The sequence below is a fragment of the Kitasatospora purpeofusca genome, assembly GCF_042691725.1.
Lineage (GTDB): Bacteria > Actinomycetota > Actinomycetes > Streptomycetales > Streptomycetaceae > Kitasatospora > Kitasatospora purpeofusca_B.
Genome location: NZ_CP170483.1, coordinates 1,812,954 through 1,833,207 on the forward strand (window position 1 = coordinate 1,812,954; position 20,254 = coordinate 1,833,207).

The window sequence follows — 20,254 nt, forward strand, 5'->3', positions numbered from 1 at the left end:
GGAGTCCGCCCTTCCGTGCGACCCGCGGCCTCGACCGGCAACACCTCGTGTGCGACCCTGACGTCCGTGTTCGCGTACTGGCCCGCCGTCAAGCGGCTGCACCCCCTGGACCTGCTGGCGGCGGGACTTCTCGCCTGCGGCCTGCTCCTGCTCGCCACCGGGCTCCTCCCGGCGGACTCCGCCGGAGCCGCCGTCCAGCGGATCGCACCGCTGCTCGCCTTCCTCGGCTCGGTGATCGTGCTCGCCGAACTCACCAGCGCCGCAGGAGTGTTCGACGTGGTCGCGGCCTGGGTGGCACGGGCCGGGCGGGGCAGCTACCCCGCGCTGTTCCTGCTCTGCGTCGGCTTCGCCGCGCTCACCACGGCGGTGCTCAACCTGGACACCACCGCCGTGCTGCTCACCCCGGTCATGCTGGCGCTGGCCACCCGGGTGGGCATCGCCCCGCTCCCGCTGGCGATGACCACGGTCTGGCTGGCCAACACGGCGAGCCTGCTGCTCCCGGTCTCCAACCTCACCAACCTGCTGGCCGCCGACCGGGTCGCGCTCTCCCCCGCCGGCCTGGCCCGCGCCATGTGGGCGCCGCAACTGGCCGCGCTGCTGGTCACCATGGCCTGCCTGTGGGGCTTCTACTGGCGGCGCGGACGGCGCGGCGCGGACGGCTACCTGCCGCCCGAGGCGCACCGGCCCGGGGACCGGGCGCTGTTCCGGATCTGCGCGCTGGCCTGCACCGGCTTCCTGGCCGCCAGCCTGGCGGCGGTGGTCCCGCTCTGGGCGGCCTCGGGCGCGGCGGCGGCCGTGGTGGTCGCGGCCTTCGCCGTGCGCCGGCCGGAGGCACTGCGGGCCTCGCTGGTGCCCTGGCGGCTGCTGGTGATGGTGCCCGGCATGTTCCTGGTGGTGCAGGCCGTGGACGCGCACGGGCTGCACCGGCTGCTGGCCGACGCGATCGGCACGGACGGCGGCACCCTCGGCCTCTTCCGGGCCTCGGCGGTCGGCGCGGGCCTGTCCAACCTGCTCAACAACCTGCCCGTGTACCTGGCCGGCGAGGCCGCCGTGCCGGAGGGCAACCACACCCAGCTGCTGGCCCTGCTGATCGGCACCAACGTCGGCCCGCTGGTGACCCCCTGGGCCTCGCTGGCCACCCTGCTCTGGTACGAGCGCTGCCGCTCGGCGGGCCTGCGCGTGCCGCTGCGCGGCGTCGCCGCGACCAGCGCCGTCCTGGCGCTGGGCGGCGTCGCGCTGGCGACGGCGGCGCTGGCGCTGACCGGCGGCAGGTGACCGGCCGGCGACTCTGGTATGACTCTGACGTTCAGTCAATCATCCTGCCCGCAGGGGCAGGTCTCATGGGAGACGGAGAGCGCATGGCGACGAACCCGAGGAGCACCTCGAAGACCCTGGTCGACTACGCGTTCACAGTGGCGTGCCTGGTCACCCTGATCGTCGGTATCGTGTTCGTCAACCTGGATCGCACCCTGACCGCACGCCAGATCCTCGCGAATCTCGGACTCAGCCTGGTCGCGAGTGTCATTTTCGCGGTGATCTTCTCGGTCCTGAGCTCACGTCTCCAGGAGAAGGGCCTGCAGCAGTCACTCGCGGCCAGCTTCACCCATTACTCCCAGGAGCTGACGGCGACCGTCGCGCAAGGCAACAGCGAGTACCTCCCCGACGCGCTCTACCCTCCGCTGGACCCCAAGGACGGCCAGTACGGAGAGCGGTTCAACATCGACATGATCCGCAGCCTCGAGGAAACCGGGTTCTACGCGTTCCGCGGCCCGAGTGCCCGCTATGTGGCCGCTCGACTCCGGGCCTCGAACCACTATCCGCAGCAGGTGAAGGTCGCCATGCTCAGCCCGGGCGACGCGAGGGCGATCGGGCGGCGCGCCGCCGACCGGGTCTACTGGGAGCGGTTCGCGGGCAAGGAGCCCCAGCAGCTCGAGGCCGAACTCCGCGATGAACTCATCATCAGCGTGGTCTCACTGTTCGACTACCGCCGCTTCTGCCAGGTCGATCTTCTGTACATCGAGGACACCGCGGTCTACCGCTATGAGATGTTCGACGAATCCGTCTACATCTCCTGGTACCACGGCGCACAGTCCCAGGCCAAGGAAATGCCCGAATCCATGCGGTTTCCGGCGAACTCGTTCCTCTACAAGACGCTCCGCCTCGACCTGACTCGCCGGTTCGGCATTTCGAACAGCAAGGTGAGCTTCACTCCCGAGCAGAACGACGACTTCCTGGCCGCTCACCTGGCCGGCCTACTCGGGGAGCCGGTGACCCAGAGCGACATCGACAAGTGGCGGCGGGACTACCAGGACCACGTCGACGACTTCTCCAGGTTCCTGCAGTCGAAGTACCGGGACCTGCGCCGCCTCGCCTGAGCCGGCCCGCCACCCGGGTCAGCCGTCGTCCCGTCCACCGATCCGCCTGGCCGCCTCCGCGGCGATCCGCGCCGTCCGGTCCGCGTCGCAGAGCCGCCGCACCACGCGGCGGGCGCTGCCGTCCACCGGCCCCAGCACCACGTCCACCGGCCCCGGCACGGTGCGGCCGAGCACCACGGTGGCGGTGGGCGTGCCGTCCGGCAGCACGGTGGCGTGGAACTCCCCCGCCCGCAGGGTGTACGTCTCGCCGCGCCCGCTGGTCTGCTCGGCCAGCGGCTCCCAGCGCACCAGCCGCGCGGTGGGCCGCAGCTCGTCCACCCCGGAGGCGGCGTCGCTGTGCACCTCGTAGGCCCGGTGGCTCGGCCGGGCGGGCTCGTCGTACACCCCGATCCGCAGATTGCCGATCCGGCCGTAGAGCACGCTGCTCTTCAGCTCCCAGCTGTGGCAGTGGATCTCCCGCTGCCCGGCGGCGGTCACCGGGTCGAACACGTGCACACAGACCCCGAGCGCGCCGTCGCGCAGCACCGGCAGACAGTAGAACCCGAGCGGATGGGCCACCGCCCTCAGCACCCGCGTCCCCCGCGCCACCTGGGCCAGCAGCCCGCCCACCAGCGTGTCCAGCCCGGGCTCGGCGATGCTCCGGCCGGCGGCCCGGTCGAGCGTCCTGAACAGTTCGTGGCTCATCGCTCCCCCTAGCTCCCCGCCCAACATGCTAGGACCGGGAAGAAGTTGACGGCCAGCGCCGGGACGCCCCGACCGCCCGTTTCCCGTTGCCACTTCACCCCGGCCGCCTCAACGGCCACCGTGACGGCCACCTCGACGGCCGCGGGCCCGCGACGCGTGGTGCGTCGCGGGCCCGCGGTGCGTTCGGGGGAGCCGGTCAGGCGGTGTTGGGGAAGAGCGTCCACCGCTGGTTGGCGTTGCCGCTGCAGCCCCAGATCATCAGGGCGGTGCCGTTGGCGTCGTTCCAGCCGGGCAGGTCCAGGCAGGCACCGGCGGCGGGGTTGTAGAGCGAGCCGTCGCCCTGGTAGGTCCAGATCTGACCGCTGGTCGCCCGGCAGTCCGCGAAGACCACCGAGGTGCCCCAGGAGGTCAGGTCGCCCTGGACGGTCACGCAGCGGTCGCCGCTGCGCAGGGTGCCGTTGGAGGCGAAGCCGAACTTCTGGTTCGCACCGTTCCAGCAGTCGTAGAGGCGCAGGCTGCCGCCGTCGGACGCGCCGAAGTTGTCGAGGCAGCGGCCCGGGTTGTGGACGGAGCTGATGTTGTGGCCGGGCAGCTGCTCCACGACCTCCTTCGGCGTGGCGAACCGGGGCAGGCCCGCCTCCGGGGCGGCGCCCAGGAAGCGGAGCAGCCGGCCGTCGGAGACGGTGGCGATCAGGTCGGGGAATCCGTCGGAGGTCATGTCACCGGGCGCGTCCAGGACGGGGAAGACGCTTGCGGCGAGCCCGAGCGGGAGCGCCGCGAGGGCGGTGGGAGCCGCCCACCGCTGGGCCGCCCCGTCGGTGCACTCCCCGATCGCCAGGCGGCCACCCGCCGTTGCGGCACCGGGCGCGTCGAGGCACTTGCCCGAGTTCGGGTTCTTCAGCGTGCCCGGGTGGGGGCCGGTGACCCACTTCTGGGCCGGGCTGCTGTTGCAGGACCAGAGGTTGACGGGCGAGCCGGACGCGGTGGCGCCGCCCGTGACGTCGAGGCACTTGCCGAGGACGTGCAGCAGGCCGTCGGTGCCGAGGGTGAACGCCTGGCCGGGGGCCGCGCCCTGGTCAGAGCAGGCCCCCAGCACGGCGGCGGTGCCGTTGACCGTCGAGCCGTGGTCGATGTCGGCGCACAGGCTCGTCCCGGCGGCGTCCTTGAGCGCGGAGGCCAGCGGCTTGTGGGCGGGCACCGCCAGGCGCGTGAAGCCGTTCACGGGCTTGCCCGCGGCGTCCAGCGGCAGGGACAGGCCGGTGACGGCCCCGGTGACGGAGTCGCGCACCCAGAGCGTCGGCGCGCCGTCGACCTCACCGGGCGACGCCAGGGTGAAGCCGCTCCAGTCGGCGCCGTCGGCACCGAGCTCGACGCCGGTGCCGAGGTGGCAGAGGGTGTCGGAGGGGTAGTAGCGCAGGTGGCCGTTCTCGATCGTGACGAGACCGGTCCCCCCGGTGCCCCGCTGGACGGCCGTCATCTGGGTGATGTTGTTCCAGGTGCCGTCGACGCCCCTGTCGCACACGCCGCCGGTGCCCAGCTGGACGGCGGTGCCGGTGAAGTGGCCGGCGGTGCCGTTCGTGTTCGCGTCGTTGACGTAGACGTAGAGCTGCTTCTCCGTCTTGTGGTAGGCGAACAGCGAGTCGCCCCTCCCGATGACCGCACCGCGGTGGGCCAGCAGGTAGGTGTTCCAGTTGTCGTGCCGGGGGCTCCGGTCCGCCGGGGAGGCCGTCTCGGGCCCGGCCGTGGCGCTGCCGCCCCGGACCAGGGTCAGCGAGCCGTCGGCGGCCGGGACGAGGGCGTCGGGGATGCCGTCGAGGTCGACGTCGCCCGCCACGGGCGCGGTGGTCGGCCCGGCGGGAACGAAGTAGTCGTAGGTGGCCCACTGCGGCTCGGAGTTGCCCGCGCCGTCGACGGCGCGCACGGTCAGCCGGTGGCTTCCCCCGTTGGCGACGCCGACGCTGATCGGGACGTCGGCGTACGCGGTGCCGTCGGCCGCGAGGGAGGCCGCGACGCGCGCCGTGCCGGTGGGCGAGCCGGTGTCGTCGAGCGCGTACTGGAACTCGCGGACGCCGCTGGTGACGCAGCTGCCGGGCGTGCAGCCGCCCGGGACCTGCTCCTTGCTGGTGACGCGGACGGTGATGCCGCGGTCCCCGGCGCGGCCGGTGGGCTTGGCGCCGCTGCCCACCGGCGGGAACACCGTGGAGGGCGCGATGGACGCGAGCGTCGGTGCGGTGAGGTCGATGTTGAAGGCGCAGGACGCCGTCACGGGGCTGGTCACGCCCCCGGCGGTGGACCAGGCGTTCCAGCCGTACTGGTGACCGTCCTGCAGCGCGCGGCCGACGTAGGCCTGACCGGTGCCCCCGGCCGCGGGAACGGTCTGGCTGGTCGGCCGGCTCCCGCCCGCGGACTCGCTGTTCTCACCGACCGTGATGTCCCAGACGTGGAACCCGACCGTGAGGCCGGCGCCGGGCGGCGCGGAGTCGGCGAATGCGGACAGTCGCACGTCGGACGTGTTGTCCGGCAGTGGCACCGTCCGGCCGATCCACCCGGGGGTGCCGCCGCCGCACGCGTTTCCGGTGGGGTTGACGGGCTGGGGACTGGTGGTCATCGCGCTGGGGGTGTTCGGCCCGGGGGCGCCGGCCGCCGTCGGGGCGTCCGCGAACGCGGCTCCGGGCGCGGCCAGTACGAGGCCGGCCGCGCACAGCGGCGCCAGGCCTCTCGCCAGCAGGCCGCCCGGCCTTCTGGGGGGACGGGATTCACGCATGATCTGTCAGTTCGCCTTCGCAGCAGGGCCCCCTCGGCCCGGGGCCGACCGCCACGTGCCGCACGAGGGCGACCGGTGAACGAAGGGGGCTTGTCCGATTGATGCCCAGGCCGATCTCCCGTCAGGTGACAGGACCTCACCTCGGCGATCGGTGCGCGGTCGAACGCTAGTGTGTTCGAGCGCGGGCTGGCAATCGGTTTCCGTGATCGCCGAGCGCCGTCCACCGGGGCGAACGGCGCAGGTCACGGGCGCGTCGAGGGGAACGGCGCGCGGCCCCGGCCGGAGGGTTCCGGTCGGGGCCGCGCGCCGTGGTGGTGCGGCGGGGTCAGCGCAGGTCGAAGACCAGGCGGGCGGAGACCTTGCCGGTGAGGACCTCGTCGAAGCAGGTGTTGACGTCCTCCAGGTGGCGGGTCTCGCGGATGACGCGGGTGCGGCCGAGGGCGTGGAGCTGGAAGACCTCGGCGAGGTCCTCGCGGGTGCCGACGATGGAGCCGATGACCTTGGTGCCGTTGAGGACGGTGTCGAAGACGGGCAGTTCGAGCTTGCCCTCGGCGGGGAGGGCCACCAGGACGAGGCTGCCGCCGCGGCGGAGGGCGGCGTAGGCGGCCTGGAAGGAGGCGTTGCTGACGGCGAGGGCGATGGCGGCGTGGGCGCCGCCGAGCTTCTGGACCTCGGCGGCGACGTCGTGGACGCGGGCGTCGAGGACGTGGTCGGCGCCGAGCTCGCGGGCCAGGGCGAGCTTGTCGTCGGTGACGTCGACGGCGATGGTCTCGGCGCCGGCGATCCGGGCGTACTGGAGGGCGAGGTGGCCGAGGCCGCCGATGCCGGAGATCAGGACGCGGGTGCCGGGGCCGGCGCCGGAGACCTTGAGGGCCTTGTAGGTGGTGACGCCAGCGCAGGAGAGCGGCGCGGCGTCGAGGGGGTCGATGCCGTCGGGCACGGGGACGACGTAGTCGCCGTGGGCGAGGGCGTACTCGGCGTAGGCGCCGTCGACGGAGTAGCCGCTGTTGTGCTGCCGGGTGCAGAGGGTCTCCCAGCCGGAGACGCAGTGGTCGCAGCGCCCGCAGGCGTCGGCGAGCCAGGGGATGGCCACCCGCTCGCCGACCCGGACGTGGCGGACCTCGGCGCCGGCCGCCTCGACGATGCCGACGCCCTCGTGGCCGGGGACGAAGGGCGGGTTCGGCTTGACCGGCCAGTCGCCACGCGCGGCGTGGATGTCGGTGTGGCAGAGACCGGAGGCCTCGATCCGCACCCGTACCTGGTGGGGGGCCGGGTCGGGCACCGGGCGCTCCTCGATCACGAGCGGCTGGGTGAAGTCGTGGACGACGGCGGCCTTCATGTTCTGCTCCTGCCCTTCGTGCCGGCGGGGCCGTTCCCGATCCCCCGGGGCCCCGTTCACCTCCATCCCACGTCACGCCCCGGCCCGCCGCCAGGGCCGGACGGGTGAAACCGGCGGGACCATGGTCCCGGCGTCGCCGGGAGATTTGGTGGGTACCCGGAGCAGTTTTCGCACGCGCCTGCGGGTACTGTCCCTAGCGGTGATCGATCACCCGGCCGCGCCGGGAGGGCGGGCCGCGACTTGAGGGGGACTCAACCGTGTTGTTCGGAAGCACTTCCGCACCGCAGCGTTGGCGCGGTGCCGCCGCCGCCCTCGCGGCGGCGACCCTGATGGGAGGCGCGGCGGGCACGGCACAGGCCGCGCCGGCCGCCGACCCGGTCAAGAACGTCTCCTACCTCGGCCACAGCTTCTCCGTACCGGAGAGCTGGCCGGTGGTCGACCTCGCCGCCGACCCGACGGCGTGCGTGCGGTTCGACCGCCACGCCGTCTACCTGGGCACGCCCGGCGCCGAGCAGAACTGTCCGGCCGGGCTGACCGGCCGCACCGAGGCCCTGCTGGTCGAGCCCGCCGCGGACGGCGGGGCGCCGGCCGGTACGACCGTGAACGCCATCGGCCACGAGGTGGTGGCCACGGCGCCCGGGATCCGGGCGACCGGCACCTACGACGGCGACCAGGCGCTGATCCGCCGCGTCCTGGCCAGCGCCGGGCTGCCGACCGGCGCGCCGAAGGGCGCCCCGGCCAAGGGTGCGCAGGCCAAGGGCACGGCCCCCGCCGCCGGTGCCCCCGCCGCCGGTGCGCCGGCCGCCGCCGCGGCGACGCTCAGCAGCGCCGCCGCGGACCTGACCAACTACACCGGCCTGGGCTTCGACGCCTGCACCGCGCAGGACAACGCCACCATGGACGCCTGGATGACCGCCTCGCCGTACCGGGCGGTCGGCATCTACATCGGCGGGGCCCGACGGGCCTGCTCGCAGCCCAACCTGACCGCCTCCTGGGTCCAGCGCCAGGCCAACGCCGGCTGGAAGTTCCTGCCGCTGTACGCCGGCACCCAGGCGCACCAGATCGTCTCGCCGGACGCCGAGGGCCGCGCCGCCGCCGACGACGCCGCCACCCAGGCCGCCGCCCTCGGGTTCGGCACCGGCTCGCTGCTGTACTTCAACATGGAGTCGTACAAGGTCGACCTGTACTCGGCCAAGGTCCTGCCGTTCGTGTCCGCCTGGTCCGCCCGGCTGCACGAGCTCGGCTACAACGCGGGCTACTACAGCAGCAGCTCGACCGGTATAGCCGACCTGGTGGCCCACCAGGGCAACGGCTACACGATGCCCGACGCGCTGTGGACCGCCAACTGGAACAACGACCAGACCACCAACGACCCGAGGGTCCCCGCGACGATGTGGGCCGACCACCAGCGGGTGCACCAGTTCCAGGGCAACATCGAGGAGACCTGGGGCGGCCGGAAGGTCGGCATCGACCAGAACTACCTGGACGTCCAGCTCACCGCCCGCGTCCCGGGGCGCTCGCTGGTCGGCGTGTACCGCCCGTCCACGCGGCAGTTCTTCACCGCCGACGCCAACGGCGGCGTCGCCGGCTCCACGACGTACGGCGACCCGGGCGACCGCCCGCTGACCGGTGACTGGAACGGCGACGGCAAGGACAGCATCGGCATCTTCCGGCCGTCCACCAACCTCTTCGCCCTGTCGAACGACGGGAGCACGGTGGCCGTCTCCCAGCAGCTCGGCACCACGGGTGAGATCCCGGTGGTGGGCGACTGGGACGGCAACGGCACCGACACCATCGGCGTGTTCCGCCCCTCCGACGCGAAGTTCTTCCTCACCAACGACAACGCCACCGTCAGCATCGTGGTGGCGATGGGGAACCCCAACGACACCCCGGTCATCGGCGACTGGAACGGCGACGGCAAGGACACCATCGGCGTCTACCGCTCGGTCAACCAGACCTTCTACCTGAGCGACACCAACGCCGTCGGCCAGGTCGACCACCAGTTGGGCTTCGGCAACCCGGGCGACACGCCGATCGTCGGCGACTGGGACGGCGACGGGACCGACCAGGTCGGTGTCTACCGCGCCACCGAAGCGACCTTCTTCGGCGCCGCCAAGGACGCCCCGACGGTGGTCTACAACGTCGGCTTCGGCAACCGGGGCGACCGGCCGGTCGTCGGCCGCTGGTAGCCCCGGCCCCGGCAGGACCGGCGGGCCGTCGCGGGACATCCGTCCCGCGGCGGCCCGCCGTCTTCTGCGTCAGGACTCGCGGTCGACGATCCGGCGGACCAGCTCCGGGACCCACTCGACGTACTCGACCTCCGCGCCGTCGGCGTGGCGGGCGTAGAGGAAGCGGCCGGTCGGGGCGGCCGTCTCGGGGGTGGTGACGACGGCGCCGGCGGCCTCCAGGACCTCGCGCAGCTCGTCGAGGTCGGAGACCACGACGGTCGCCGAGGCGTGCGCGTACTTCGCCCGTTCGGCGGGCGGGCCGGCGATCACCAGGAAGTCGCCGATGGCGGCGAGTTCGATCTCGTGGAAGCGGAACAGCAGGTCCGGCTCGGCCCCGGTGAGGGTGCGCAGCAGCGGGAGCGCGTGGTCCACGCCGTCGGCCCAGAGCCGGGCGTAGGTCTTGAGGATGGCCATCGGTGCTCCGAGTCGTCCGGCGGCTTTCGGTGACATCCGGTGTCAATCCGCCGAACGCCGGGTCTTCGACAGGTACCGAATCACCGTAGGCGGATGAACTCCCGGACAGAAGACCGTACTTTGCGGTGCGTCAGTGCCCGTCGGTAACCGACCCGCCACCTCGGGCGGAACTCCTCGTGACCGCCCGGCGAACCGGGCCGGGCCCGCGCCGGGCCCCGCCCCCGCCCGACCGGGTGGGGGCGGGGCCCTGTCCGGGAACCGCTCCGGGAGATCTCCGGGAACGATCGGTCCGCAGGAGGATCCGGCCCGCGCCGGCCTCGGCGGAGGCTGGTTCCGGGGGGCGGGCGTCATGGACCTCGGAGGAACGAATGACGCACAGCAGCAGGACAGTTCGACGCACAGTGGGCGCGGTGGCCGTGGCCGCGGCTCTGACGGCGGGGGCGGCGGCGCCGGCGGCCGCCGCGCCCGGCGGGCCCGCGCACGCGGCGACCGGGGCGGCGATGGAGCAGAGCCTGCGGACCTCCGCACTGCCGGGTATGATCGCCACCGCCGTTGACGAGAAGGGGAGTTGGTCGACGGCCACCGGGGTGGCGGACACCACGACCGGGCAGCCGCGGTCACCCCGGGAGCGGTTCCGGATCGGCAGCGTGACCAAGCCCTTCGTCGCGACCGTGGTGCTCCAGCTCCAGGCCGAGGGGCGGCTCGACCTCGACGACACCGTGGAGCGGTGGCTGCCCGGCCTGGTGAGCGGGAACGGGAACGACGGATCGGCCATCACCGTACGCCAGTTGCTCAACCACACCAGCGGCGTCTTCGACTACGGCGACGACCCCGGGATGGGCGCGGCCCTGTTCGCGCCGGCCTTCCTGACCCGGCGTTACGACACCTACAGCCTGGAGCAGTTGGTGCGGATCGCGGTCGCCCATCCCCCGGTCTTCGCGCCGGGGACCTCGCACCGGTACTCCAACACCAACTACCTGCTGGCCGGGATGGTCATCGAGCGGGTGACCGGCCGCCCGTACGGCGAGGAGGTGGAGCGGCGGATCATCCGGCCGCTGGGCCTGACCGGGACGAGCGTGCCCGGCACCACGACCGGCCTGCCCCGGCCGCACGCGCGCGGCTACTCGACGCTGTTCGGCGGCTCGGCGACACCCCTGGACGTCACCGAGCTCAACCCGTCGATGGCCGGATCCGCGGGCGAGATCGTCTCCACCACTGCCGACCTGACCCGCTTCCTCTCCGCCCTGATGCGCGGACGGCTTCTTCCCCCGGCCGAGTTGGCCGAGATGACCACCCCCGGGCCGCACGGCAGCGGCGGTCTCGGCCTGGGCTCCGGGACGCTCTCCTGCGGTGTCACCGTCTGGGGACACGACGGCGGAATCCACGGGTCGTCGACGCTGGCGCTGACCACCCGGGACGGGCGGCACGTCCTGGCGCTCAACGCCAACGCCGACTGGTTCCGCGACAAACTCCCCTTGGCCGAGGCCGAGTTCTGCGGCCGACCGGGCCAACCGGGCCGGCCGAGCTGAGCCGAGCCGAGCCGAGCGAACAGGGCGGGACAGGACCGGCCGGGAGGCGTCGTCAGGCCTCCCGGCGGGCCCCTTCCGCGGGAACCGCCCGGTACACCTGCGGCTCGGCGTACCCGGCCGCCGCGAAGGCGCCGACCACCGCCTCGGCCACCGCCTCCGCCCGCTCCGTCGCCACCAGGGCGATCACCGAACCGCCGAAACCGCCACCGGTCATCCGCGCGCCGAGGGCTCCGGCGGCGACGGCGGTGGCGGCCGCGAGGTCGGTCTCCGGGCAGGACGTCCGGTAGTCGTCGCGCAGCGAGGCGTGGCCGGCGGTGAGGATCGGGCCGAGCGCGGCGGGACCGTGCCGCTCCAGCTCGTCGACGGCCCGCTCGACCCGGTCGTTCTCGGTCACCACGTGCCGCACCAACGGGACCAGGTCGGCGGGCAGTTGCCCGAGAGCGGCGGGCAGGTCGGCCGGGGCGAGGTCGCGCAGGGCGGGCAGTCCGAGCAGGGCCGCGGCCCGTTCGCAGCCGGCCCGCAGGGCGGCGTAGGCGCCGTCGGCGAGGTCGTGCTGCACCCGGGTGTCGAGGACCAGCAGGGTGAGGCCGGCGCCCGCCAGGTCGAGCGGCACGTGCCGGGCCGAGAGGTCGCGCGCGTCCAGGTGCAGGGCGGCCCCCGCGCGGCAGACCATCGAGGCCATCTGATCCATGATCCCGCACGGCACGCCGACGAACTCGTTCTCGGCCCGCTGCGCGAGCAGGGCCGCCTCGGCCGGCTCCAGCCCCAGTCCGTACAGGTCGTTGTACGCGGTGGCGACGGCGCACTCCAGCGCGGCGGAGGAGGAGAGGCCGGCGCCGGCGGGCACGTCGCTGTCGAGCAGCACGTCCGCGCCGCCCACCTCGTACCCGGCCCGGCGCAGCGTCCACACGACGGCCGCGGGGTACGCGGCCCAGCCCGCCACGCCGCCCGGGGCGAGCCCGGCGACGTCCAGCTCGACGACCTCGCCGGGCACCCGGGTCGAGGTGAGCCGCAGCACCCCGTCGGCCCGGCGGCGGGCGTAGGCCCGCACGGCCTGCGGGATCGCGATCGGGAGCACGAATCCGTCGTTGTAGTCGGTGTGTTCGCCGATCAGGTTGACCCGGCCGGGGGCCGCCCAAACGCCCTCGGGGGCGTGTCCGTAGAGCGCTTCGAAGGTGTTGCCGAGCGTGGTGCCGGTCGTGGTCATCCCTGCGGTCCTCCGTCGGTCGGAGCAGTGGGGGCGGTGGGGGCGGTGGGAGCGGTGGGGACGGTGGGGACGGTGGCCGCCGCCTCGCGCAGGCGCCGGGCGGCGTCCTCCGGGGCGACGTCGTTCATGAACGCCTCCATGCCGGACTCGGTGCCCGCCAGGTACTTGAGCTTGTCGGCCGTCCGCCGGACGGTGAACAGCTCCAGGTGGAGGGCGAATTCGGCCTCCTGCCCGGCGGGCGCCTGATGCCAGGCGGAGATGTAGGGCGCACGGACGCGGCGGCCGTCGTCGGCGGGGTCGGTGAAGAGGTTGTCGAACCGGCGCAGCAGTTCGAGGTAGACCCGGGCGAACTCGGCGCGCTCGGCCTCGGTGAGGTGGGTGAGGTCGGGGACCCGGCGGTGCGGGTGGAGGTGGACCTCGTAGGGCCAGCGGGCGGCGAAGGGCACGAAGGCCGTCCAGTGCTCCCCCGCGAGCACGACGCGCGAGGAGGTCCGCTCGGCGGCGAGGAGGTCCTCGAACAGGTTGCGGCCGGTGGCGGCGCGGTGCCGGGCGGCCTGGTCGAGCATCCGGGCGGTGCGTGGCGTGATGAAGGGCAGCGCGTAGATCTGGCCGTGCGGGTGGGCGAGGGTGACGCCGATCTCAGCGCCGCGGTTCTCGAAGCAGTACACCTGCCGGACGCCGGGCCGGGCGGCGAGCGCGGCGGTGCGGTCGGTCCAGGCGTCGAGCACCAGACGGGCGCGGTCCTCGTCCAGTTCGGCGAAGGAGGCGTCGTGGTCGGCGGTGAAGCAGACCACCTCGCACCGGCCGACCCCGGGGCGGCGGCTGTGCAGCGGGTCGCCGTCGGCGGACGGCACGGGGTGGGTGCCGGGCTCGCCCGCGAGCGAGGGGAAGCGGTTCTCGAAGACGGCCACCTGGTAGTCGGCCGCCGGGATCTCGCTGAGCCGTCCGTCCCGGCTGGGGCAGAGCGGGCACTCGTCGGCCGGCGGATGGTAGGTGCGCGCCTGCCGGTGGGCGGCGATGGTCACCCAGGCGCCGGTCAGCGGGTCGAGCCGCACCTCGGAGGAGGGCGCGGCGGCGTCCAGCGGCCGGCGGTCGGCGACCGTCCGGCCGGCGGGCGGCGCGCCCCGGTCGTAGTAGATCAACTCGCGGCCGTCGGCGAGTTCGGTGACAGTCCTGGTCGTCGTACCGGCCGGCCCGGCCGGGTCGGTCACCGTCGCGGGCATGACGTGCTCCCTCTCATGGGGCTTCCCTTCAACCACATGACCAAACAATATCGAACAGGAACCAACATGCACGCCGGGGGTGGGGGCGACCGGCGTCAAGGCTTCAGCCGGTGGCCGGATGCCAGGGGGCGTCGGGCCGGGTCGGCGTCGGGTCCGCCGCGAGCCGGAGCGCGTAGACGTCACGCCCTTCCGGGTCGGGGACGGGCCCGAGGTAGCGGTGGCCGGTCAGGTGGCACCAGGCCGGCAGGTCGAGCGGCGCCGCCGGGTCGGTGCTGACGATGTGCACCGTCGTCCCGGCAGGGTGGCCCGCGATGCGCTTGCGCAGGTGCAGCAGCAGGGTGACGCAGAGCATGCCGGTGCCGTCCACGAGGACCGCCCCGGGCTCGCCGACCCCGGTCGCGGGGGCGCTCACGCGGCGCCCGCCTCGACCGGGAGGGCCGCCAGGCGCCATTCGAGCATGCCGTCGGCGAGCCGCTTCGCGCTGCGGCCGCGCACGGTGAGCAGCCGCACGGCGTCGTGGGCGAGGACGCAGTTGGCGCCCCGGCAGTACGCGACGACCTCCACCCCGGCGGGCAGCTCGGCGAGCCGGGCCTCCAACTGGTCCAGCGGGACGGACAGCGCACCGGGGATGTGCCCGGCGGCGTACTCCTCGGCCGGGCGCACGTCGATGACGGTCGCGGTGCCCGCCTTGACCCGCGCCAGCAGCTCCTCCCGGGTGAGGTGGCCGGTGTCCGGCGGCCCGAGATAGGCGGCGCGGGCCTGCCCGGTGGCCGCCAGGTGGGCGAGCGCGACCCGCTGGAGCTGCGCGTACAGGGCGGCGACGTCGTCGCCGGCGAGGCGGTAGTGGATGCGCACGCCGTCCCGGCGGGTGGCCACCAGCCCGGCCTGCTTGAGGGTCTGCAGGTGGGCGGAGGCGGTGGTCAGGCCGAGCCCGGCGGCCTTGGCGAGGGCGTCGACGCTGCGCTCGCCCTGGGCGAGCAGGTCCAGCAGCTCCAGGCGCTTGCCGTTGGACAGCGCCTTGCCCGTGGCGGCCAGCGCGTCGAACAGCGCGGCCTTGCGTGCGGGATCTCCCATGGCTTCCTCCATAAATCCATGGATTATTGTAGAAGCGGCGAGGTGGGCATGCCACCCGGCCGCCACCCGGATCCCGCCCATTCTGGAGGACGGTTCGTGACCGCCACCGTGTCCCCTCCCCGCCCCGCCGTCCGGCTCGGGCTCCGCGCCAACCTCGCCCGGTTCACCCTGCTGGTCGCGGTGAACGCCCTGGTCGGCGGCATGCTCGGCCAGGAACGCACCGTCCTGCCGCTGCTCGCCGACCGCACCTTCCACCTCTCCGCCCACACGGCCGCGCTGACCTCCATCGTGGCGTTCGGCGCGACCAAGGCCGTCACCAACTTCTTCGCCGGCGCCCTCTGCGACCGCTACGGCCGCAAACCGGTCCTGGTCGCCGGCTGGCTGCTCGCCCTCCCGGTGCCACTGCTGCTGATCTGGGCGCCGACCTGGGGCTGGGTGGTGTTCGCGAACGTCCTGCTCGGCGTCAGCCAGGGTCTGACCTGGTCGACCACCGTCATCATGAAGATCGACCTGGTCGGCCCCGCCCGCCGGGGCCTGGCGATGGGCTTCAACGAGGCCGCCGGCTACCTCGCCGTCGCCGCCACCGCGATCGGCACCGGCGCGATCGCCGCGCACTGGGGACTGCGCCCGCAGCCGTTCCTGCTCGGCATCGCGTACGCCGCCCTCGGTCTCGGGCTGTCCGCGCTCGCCGTGCGCGAGACCCGCGACCACGCCCGGGCGGAGGCCGCCCTCCACCCGGCCCCCGCCGACCCCGGCCACCACGGCGCCCTGACCACCGGCCAGGTCGCCCGCACCACCAGCCTCACCGACCGGGCCCTGTCCTCGGCCAGCTGGGCGGGCCTGGTCAACAACCTCAACGACGCCCTGGCCTGGGGAATCTTCCCGTTGCTGTTCGCCGCGCACGGCCTGTCGATCGGCCGGATCGGCCTGCTCGCCGCCCTCTACCCGGCGGTCTGGGGTCTGGGCCAGATCCTGACCGGCTGGTGGTCCGACCGGATCGGCCGCAAGCACCTGATCACGGCCGGGATGCTCGTGCAGGCGGTCGCGATCGGCCTGGTCGCCGCCGGGACCACCTTCGAGGTGTGGGCGCTCGCCCAGATCCTGCTCGGCGCCGGCACCGCGCTCGTCTACCCGACCCTGCTCGCCGTCATCGGCGACGTCGCCCACCCCGCCTGGCGCGCCCGCGCCGTCGGCGTCTACCGGCTCTGGCGCGACGGCGGCTTCGCCGTCGGCGCCCTCCTCGCCGGAGCGCTCGCCGACGCCTACGGCCTGACCACCGCCATCTGGGCCGTCGCCGCCCTCACCGCCGTGGCGGGCGCGGTGGTGGCGGTACGGATGTACGAGACCCACCCCCGCCCGGCTCGCGCCGACGCCCGCTGAGGAGACGATTCCGCCTCCCGGCAGGCCGACCAGACCTCGCAACGGCCGCAGGCCGGACGCGACGGGCCGGCGAGCGGGCGAGCGCGACAGGGACGGAGCACTGCCCTCCCTGCCGCCCCCGCCCGGCTGCCGGGCGGGGGCACCACACCGAACACCGGCGCCGGCAGACACGAGCCCCCTCCCACGACCTGCCCCGGGGCGGCGTGAGAAGTCGAGCATGCCGACTTCCCACGCCGCCCCGAGCCACACACCGCCCACCCTCACGGCCACGGCCACCGGCCCCGCCCCCCGCGCAGGAAGTCGGCGGGTCCGACTTCCTGCGCCGGGCAGCAAGGCTCCGCCCCGACCGCACTCACCCGACAGGCACCTACCACCGGGAGCAGGAAGTCGGCGGATCCGACTTCCCCCGCCAGGCAGCAAGGCTCCGCCCCGACCACACTCACCTGACACGCGCCTACCACCGGGAGCAGGAAGTCGGCGGGTCCGACTTCCTGCGCCGGGCAGCAAGGCTCCGCCCCGACCGCGCTCACCTGACGGGCGCCTACCACCGGGCGGGGAAGTCGGCGGATCCGACTTCCCCCGCCAGACAGCAAGGCTCCGCCCCGACCGCACTCACCTGACACGCGCCTACCACCGGGAGCAGGAAGTCGGCGGATCCGACTTCCTGCGCTGCCGGTAGGGCTGCGGCGAGGACCGCCCTCGTCGTGCCACCACCCGACGCACCCCTACCCGGCATTCGAACAAACGCAGCCCGGACGCAACATCCCGACGAACAAGCCACACCGACACCGGCCCACCGACCACCCACCCACCACCGAGGCGTCGGCGAACGACCGGGCGACGGTGGAACCAGTCCCGAGGGAGATCCCCTCCCCAACACCCTCCGCCGGAACGTCAGCGGGCGCCCGGACGGTGCCGAGACAGGGAGCGGAGAAACCACCCACCCACCACCAGGGCATCGGCGAACCGCCGGGCGACAGTGGAACCAGCGTCGGCGGAAATCCCCCGCCACCGGAACGTCAGCGGGCGGCCGAACGGTGCCGGGACAGGGAGCGGAGAGACCACCCACCCACCACCAGGGCATCGGCGAACCGCCGGGCGACGGTGGAACCACTGCCGAGGGAAATCCCCCGCTGCCGGAGCGTCAGCGGGCGGCCGAACGGTGCCGGGAGAGGGGGCGGAGGCGGGCCGGGGTGGGGCGGGGGGCCGGGGTCGGGTGCCACAGGCGGGTGGCGAGGACGGCCGCGGCGAGGGCGAGGGCGCCGAGGGCCAGGGTGGCGGCGGGGAGCCCGGCGGTGGCGCCGAGCCAGCCGGCCAGGGGGTAGGCGAGCAGCCAGCAGCCGTGGGAGAGCGAGAACTGCGCGGCGAAGGCGGCGGGCAGGGCGGCCGGCGGCACCGCCGCGCGCAGCAGCCGGCCGCCCGGGGTGAGGATCAGCGAGCCGGCCGCGCCGAGCCCGGCCCACAGGGCGAGCAGCGCCGGCCAGCGCCATCCACCGCCGCCGCCCGCCGTCCGTCCCGCCGCGGTGACCACCGCCAGGGTGGCGAGCAGTCCGGCGACGGCGAAGGCCGCGGGCAGCATCACCGCGCGGTCGGCGGCCCGGTCGAGCACCCGGGGCAGCAGCAGCGCGACCGCCATCGACCCGCCGCCGTACGCGCCGAGCGCGAGGGGCACGTCGCCGGCCGACCGGCCGAGCTGGTCGCGGACGTAAACGACGGTGTTGACGATCACCATCGCCCCGCCGGCGGCCACGGCGAGGTCCAGCGCGAGCAGCGCCCGAAGCCGCGGGACGGCGAGGAAGAGCCGGATCCCGGCCAGCGAGCGCGCGCCGAGCGCCCCGGCCGGGCGGGCCACCGCCGCCCCGGCCCGGTTCGCGCGGCCCGGCAGGGCCACCGAGACGACCAGGACCGCCGAGGCGAGGAAGCCGGTCACCGTCCCCCAGAACAGCCACTGGTAGCCGACCAGCGCCAGCAGTCCGGCGGCCAGGACCGGGCTGACCAGGCTCTCGGTGTCATAGGCGAGGCGGGAGAGGGACAGCGCCCGGGTGTAGTCGCGCTCCTCGGGCAGGACCTCGGGGATCACCGACTGGAACGCCGGGGTGAACGTCGCCGAGGCCGCTTGCAGGACGAAGATCAGCAGATAGACCTGCCAGACCGAGCCGACGAACGGCAGCCCGAGCGCCACCCCGGCGCGCGCCAGATCGGCGGCGACCAGCAGCCGGCGGCGCGGGATCCGGTGCGCGAGCGCGGCGACGACCGGGGCGATGCCCACGTAGGCGACCATCTTGATCGCCAGCGCGGTGCCGAGCACCGAGCCGGCCGCGGGCCCGGCCAGGTCGTAGGCGAGCAGGCCCAGTGCCACGGTGGCCAGGCCGGTGCCGGCGAGGGCGACCACCTGGGCGGTGAACAGGTGGCGGTAGGTGCGGTTGCGCAGGACGGAGAGCATCGGGGACTCCGTTCGGACTCGGCGCGGGCCCGGGCAGGCCGGGGCGCCACGTTCGGGCTGCCGTCCCTCCAGAATAGGGCAACATGTGCATACGTGTGCACGCATTGGTGAGGAGAAGGCCCGCCCCGGCAGGGCGGCGGATCACGGCGGTCAGTCGTGCGGGGGCAGCCCGCTGATCTGGTGGTCGGCCACGTTCAGCGCCTCGTGGACCAGCCGCCGCAGGTGCCCGTGCCGCAGCGCGTACACCACCCGCCGGCCGTCCTTGCGGGTCGACACCAGCCCGGCCAGCCGCAGCTTGCCGAGGTGCTGGCTGACCGACGGGCGCGCCGCGCCGGCGGCCTCGGTCAGCGTGGTCACGTCCGCCTCGCCCTCGCTCAGCCGCTGGAGCAGCGCGAGCCGGGTGCGGTCGGCGAGCAGGGCGAGGATCCCGGCGGCCACGTCCAACCGTTCGTCCGTGCCGGAGTGCTGCGACGCATGTGCACCTGATACCTGGACGCTCCCGCTCATGGGCTCAGCTTAGAGGGCGCGCGAGCACCGTTCACCCGCCCCGCACAGCCCGGTTCACGCCCCCCGCCGCAGCGCCCCCCGCTGTTCACCGGACCGTTCCCCCGCCGCGCCGCCTCCCGCCGCCAGAATGAGGCCGCCGGGGCCCCGGCCCACCGGCGCCACACCCACCCGGGGCAGACCCACCAGCGGAGGCGACCGTGTCCATGCTCGTCATCAAGGGCACCTACCGAATAGTCGACAGCCAACCCGACGGCGACACCGTCCACTTCACCCCGCAGGACCCGGGCTTCTGGCACGACGTGCCGGGCGGCCACCGCGTCAAGCGCAACAGCACCGGCGGCGGCACCGTGCGGTTGGAGGCGATCGACGCGCTGGAGACCCACTACACGGGCGTCGGCCCCGGAACCGTGCACCAGCCGCTCGACCTCGGCGCGCACGCGGCCCGCGACGAACTGATCGCCTGGCTCGGCTTCACCGACGTCGTCCGGAACGCCGACGAGAAGGTGACGGCCGCGACCCCGGAGACCGTGCCCGGGTACGTGCTGACCGCCGGCGCCGACGTCCACGGCCGCGCCATCGCCCTGGTCGGACGCGGCAAGCCGCCGGCCGGCACGCGCAGCGGCGAGCGGATCACCCTCGGCGTGGACCTGTTGCGGGAGACCGCCAACCACCACCTGCTCGCGCGCGGGCTGGTATACCCGACCTTCTACAGCAGCCTGCCCGACGTGCTGCGGGCCGAACTGGCCGCCGTCGCCGGGCAGGCGCGCGCCGCCAGGGCCCCCGGCAGCGTCTGGCAGAACGACCTCACCACCGACGGCGCCAAGGTGACCGGCCTCGCCTCGATCACCGATCAGCAGGTGCTGCTGCCCAAGCTGTTCCGCCGGCTCGCCGACTACCTCCGGCTGTTCGGCCCCGCACTGGACTCCTTCCCGGCCTATCTGGCCGGCGAGGGCGAGGAGTTCCGCGTCCCGGAGCGGCGGACGGCCGTCCGCGGCCTGCAGCACCTGGTCGAGGTGAGCGGGGACACGGTCCGGATGACCCGGCCGATCGAGGACGTCGTGCTCGTCGAGAAGTGACGCCCGGCGAC

General features: G+C 74.1%; 16 protein-coding genes. 6 read left to right on the top strand and 10 right to left on the bottom strand.

All coding sequences use genetic code 11. The features are described from left to right. Positions 1-66: 66 nt before the first annotated feature. Entirely contained in the window at positions 67-1,275 is a 1,209-nt protein-coding gene (locus ACFCLZ_RS07175) for an SLC13 family permease (protein ID WP_380283914.1), read from the top strand. A gap of 83 nt (positions 1,276-1,358) precedes the next feature. Further along, positions 1,359-2,375, top strand: a complete 1,017-nt coding sequence (locus ACFCLZ_RS07180; RefSeq protein WP_380283915.1) for a hypothetical protein — start codon at positions 1,359-1,361, stop codon at positions 2,373-2,375. A gap of 18 nt (positions 2,376-2,393) precedes the next feature. On the opposite strand, the gene ACFCLZ_RS07185 is transcribed toward ACFCLZ_RS07180, so the two are convergent. The 3 genes from ACFCLZ_RS07185 to adhP all read right to left on the bottom strand — a co-directional run bounded on the left by ACFCLZ_RS07185 (position 2,394) and on the right by adhP (position 7,162). Next, positions 2,394-3,059 (bottom strand): hypothetical protein, encoded by a 666-nt coding sequence (locus ACFCLZ_RS07185; RefSeq protein WP_380283916.1) that lies wholly within the window; start codon positions 3,057-3,059, stop codon positions 2,394-2,396. Positions 3,060-3,255: 196 nt separating this feature from the next. Then, positions 3,256-5,823 carry a ricin-type beta-trefoil lectin domain protein gene (locus tag ACFCLZ_RS07190; RefSeq protein ID WP_380283917.1) on the bottom strand — a complete coding sequence of 856 codons (2,568 nt, stop codon included), beginning with the start codon at positions 5,821-5,823 and terminating at the stop codon, positions 3,256-3,258. Positions 5,824-6,148: 325 nt separating this feature from the next. Next, on the bottom strand, positions 6,149-7,162 hold the full coding sequence (adhP, locus tag ACFCLZ_RS07195) for an alcohol dehydrogenase AdhP (RefSeq protein WP_380283918.1): 1,014 nt from the start codon (positions 7,160-7,162) through the stop codon (positions 6,149-6,151). Between the two features lie 260 nt (positions 7,163-7,422). On the opposite strand from adhP, the gene ACFCLZ_RS07200 reads away from it, so the two are divergent. Then, on the top strand, positions 7,423-9,351 hold the full coding sequence (locus ACFCLZ_RS07200; protein ID WP_380283919.1) for a glycoside hydrolase domain-containing protein: 1,929 nt from the start codon (positions 7,423-7,425) through the stop codon (positions 9,349-9,351). A 69-nt stretch (positions 9,352-9,420) separates the two neighbouring features. Here the strand turns inward: ACFCLZ_RS07200 and ACFCLZ_RS07205 are convergent, their stop codons facing one another. Further along, positions 9,421-9,804 (bottom strand): VOC family protein, encoded by a 384-nt coding sequence (locus ACFCLZ_RS07205; RefSeq protein WP_380283920.1) that lies wholly within the window; start codon positions 9,802-9,804, stop codon positions 9,421-9,423. Between the two features lie 368 nt (positions 9,805-10,172). On the opposite strand from ACFCLZ_RS07205, the gene ACFCLZ_RS07210 reads away from it, so the two are divergent. Further along, complete coding sequence (locus ACFCLZ_RS07210; protein WP_380283921.1) at positions 10,173-11,333, top strand: serine hydrolase domain-containing protein; 1,161 nt, start codon at positions 10,173-10,175, stop codon at positions 11,331-11,333. A 52-nt stretch (positions 11,334-11,385) separates the two neighbouring features. Here ACFCLZ_RS07210 and galK read toward each other — a convergent pair whose 3' ends face one another. From galK to ACFCLZ_RS07230, 4 genes are all read right to left on the bottom strand, one after another. Beyond that, on the bottom strand, positions 11,386-12,540 hold the full coding sequence (gene galK / locus ACFCLZ_RS07215; protein WP_380283922.1) for a galactokinase: 1,155 nt from the start codon (positions 12,538-12,540) through the stop codon (positions 11,386-11,388). Next, on the bottom strand, positions 12,537-13,763 hold the full coding sequence (gene galT, locus ACFCLZ_RS07220; RefSeq protein ID WP_380283923.1) for a galactose-1-phosphate uridylyltransferase: 1,227 nt from the start codon (positions 13,761-13,763) through the stop codon (positions 12,537-12,539). Before galT ends, galK begins: the two co-directional genes overlap by 4 nt. A 103-nt stretch (positions 13,764-13,866) precedes the next feature. Further along, positions 13,867-14,175: a sulfurtransferase TusA family protein gene (locus ACFCLZ_RS07225; RefSeq protein ID WP_380283925.1), complete on the bottom strand. Its 309-nt coding sequence runs from the start codon at positions 14,173-14,175 to the stop codon at positions 13,867-13,869. Beyond that, on the bottom strand, positions 14,172-14,837 hold the full coding sequence (locus ACFCLZ_RS07230; RefSeq protein WP_380283926.1) for an ArsR/SmtB family transcription factor: 666 nt from the start codon (positions 14,835-14,837) through the stop codon (positions 14,172-14,174). Before ACFCLZ_RS07230 ends, ACFCLZ_RS07225 begins: the two co-directional genes overlap by 4 nt. Positions 14,838-14,933: 96 nt before the next feature. Between ACFCLZ_RS07230 and ACFCLZ_RS07235 the strand changes: the two genes are divergently transcribed. After that, positions 14,934-16,217 (top strand): MFS transporter, encoded by a 1,284-nt coding sequence (locus ACFCLZ_RS07235; protein WP_380283927.1) that lies wholly within the window; start codon positions 14,934-14,936, stop codon positions 16,215-16,217. Positions 16,218-17,361: 1,144 nt separating this feature from the next. Here ACFCLZ_RS07235 and ACFCLZ_RS07240 read toward each other — a convergent pair. Together ACFCLZ_RS07240 and ACFCLZ_RS07245 are read right to left on the bottom strand one after the other, a co-directional pair. After that, the gene (locus ACFCLZ_RS07240) at positions 17,362-18,660 is read right to left on the bottom strand and encodes an MFS transporter (protein WP_380283929.1); all 1,299 of its coding nucleotides are present in this window, start codon (positions 18,658-18,660) and stop codon (positions 17,362-17,364) included. Positions 18,661-18,810: 150 nt separating this feature from the next. Continuing rightward, complete coding sequence (locus ACFCLZ_RS07245; protein WP_380283930.1) at positions 18,811-19,167, bottom strand: ArsR/SmtB family transcription factor; 357 nt, start codon at positions 19,165-19,167, stop codon at positions 18,811-18,813. 203 nt (positions 19,168-19,370) lie between these two features. On the opposite strand from ACFCLZ_RS07245, the gene ACFCLZ_RS07250 reads away from it, so the two are divergent. Further along, complete coding sequence (locus tag ACFCLZ_RS07250) at positions 19,371-20,243, top strand: nuclease (protein WP_380286099.1); 873 nt, start codon at positions 19,371-19,373, stop codon at positions 20,241-20,243. The last annotated feature ends 11 nt before the right edge of the window (positions 20,244-20,254 follow it).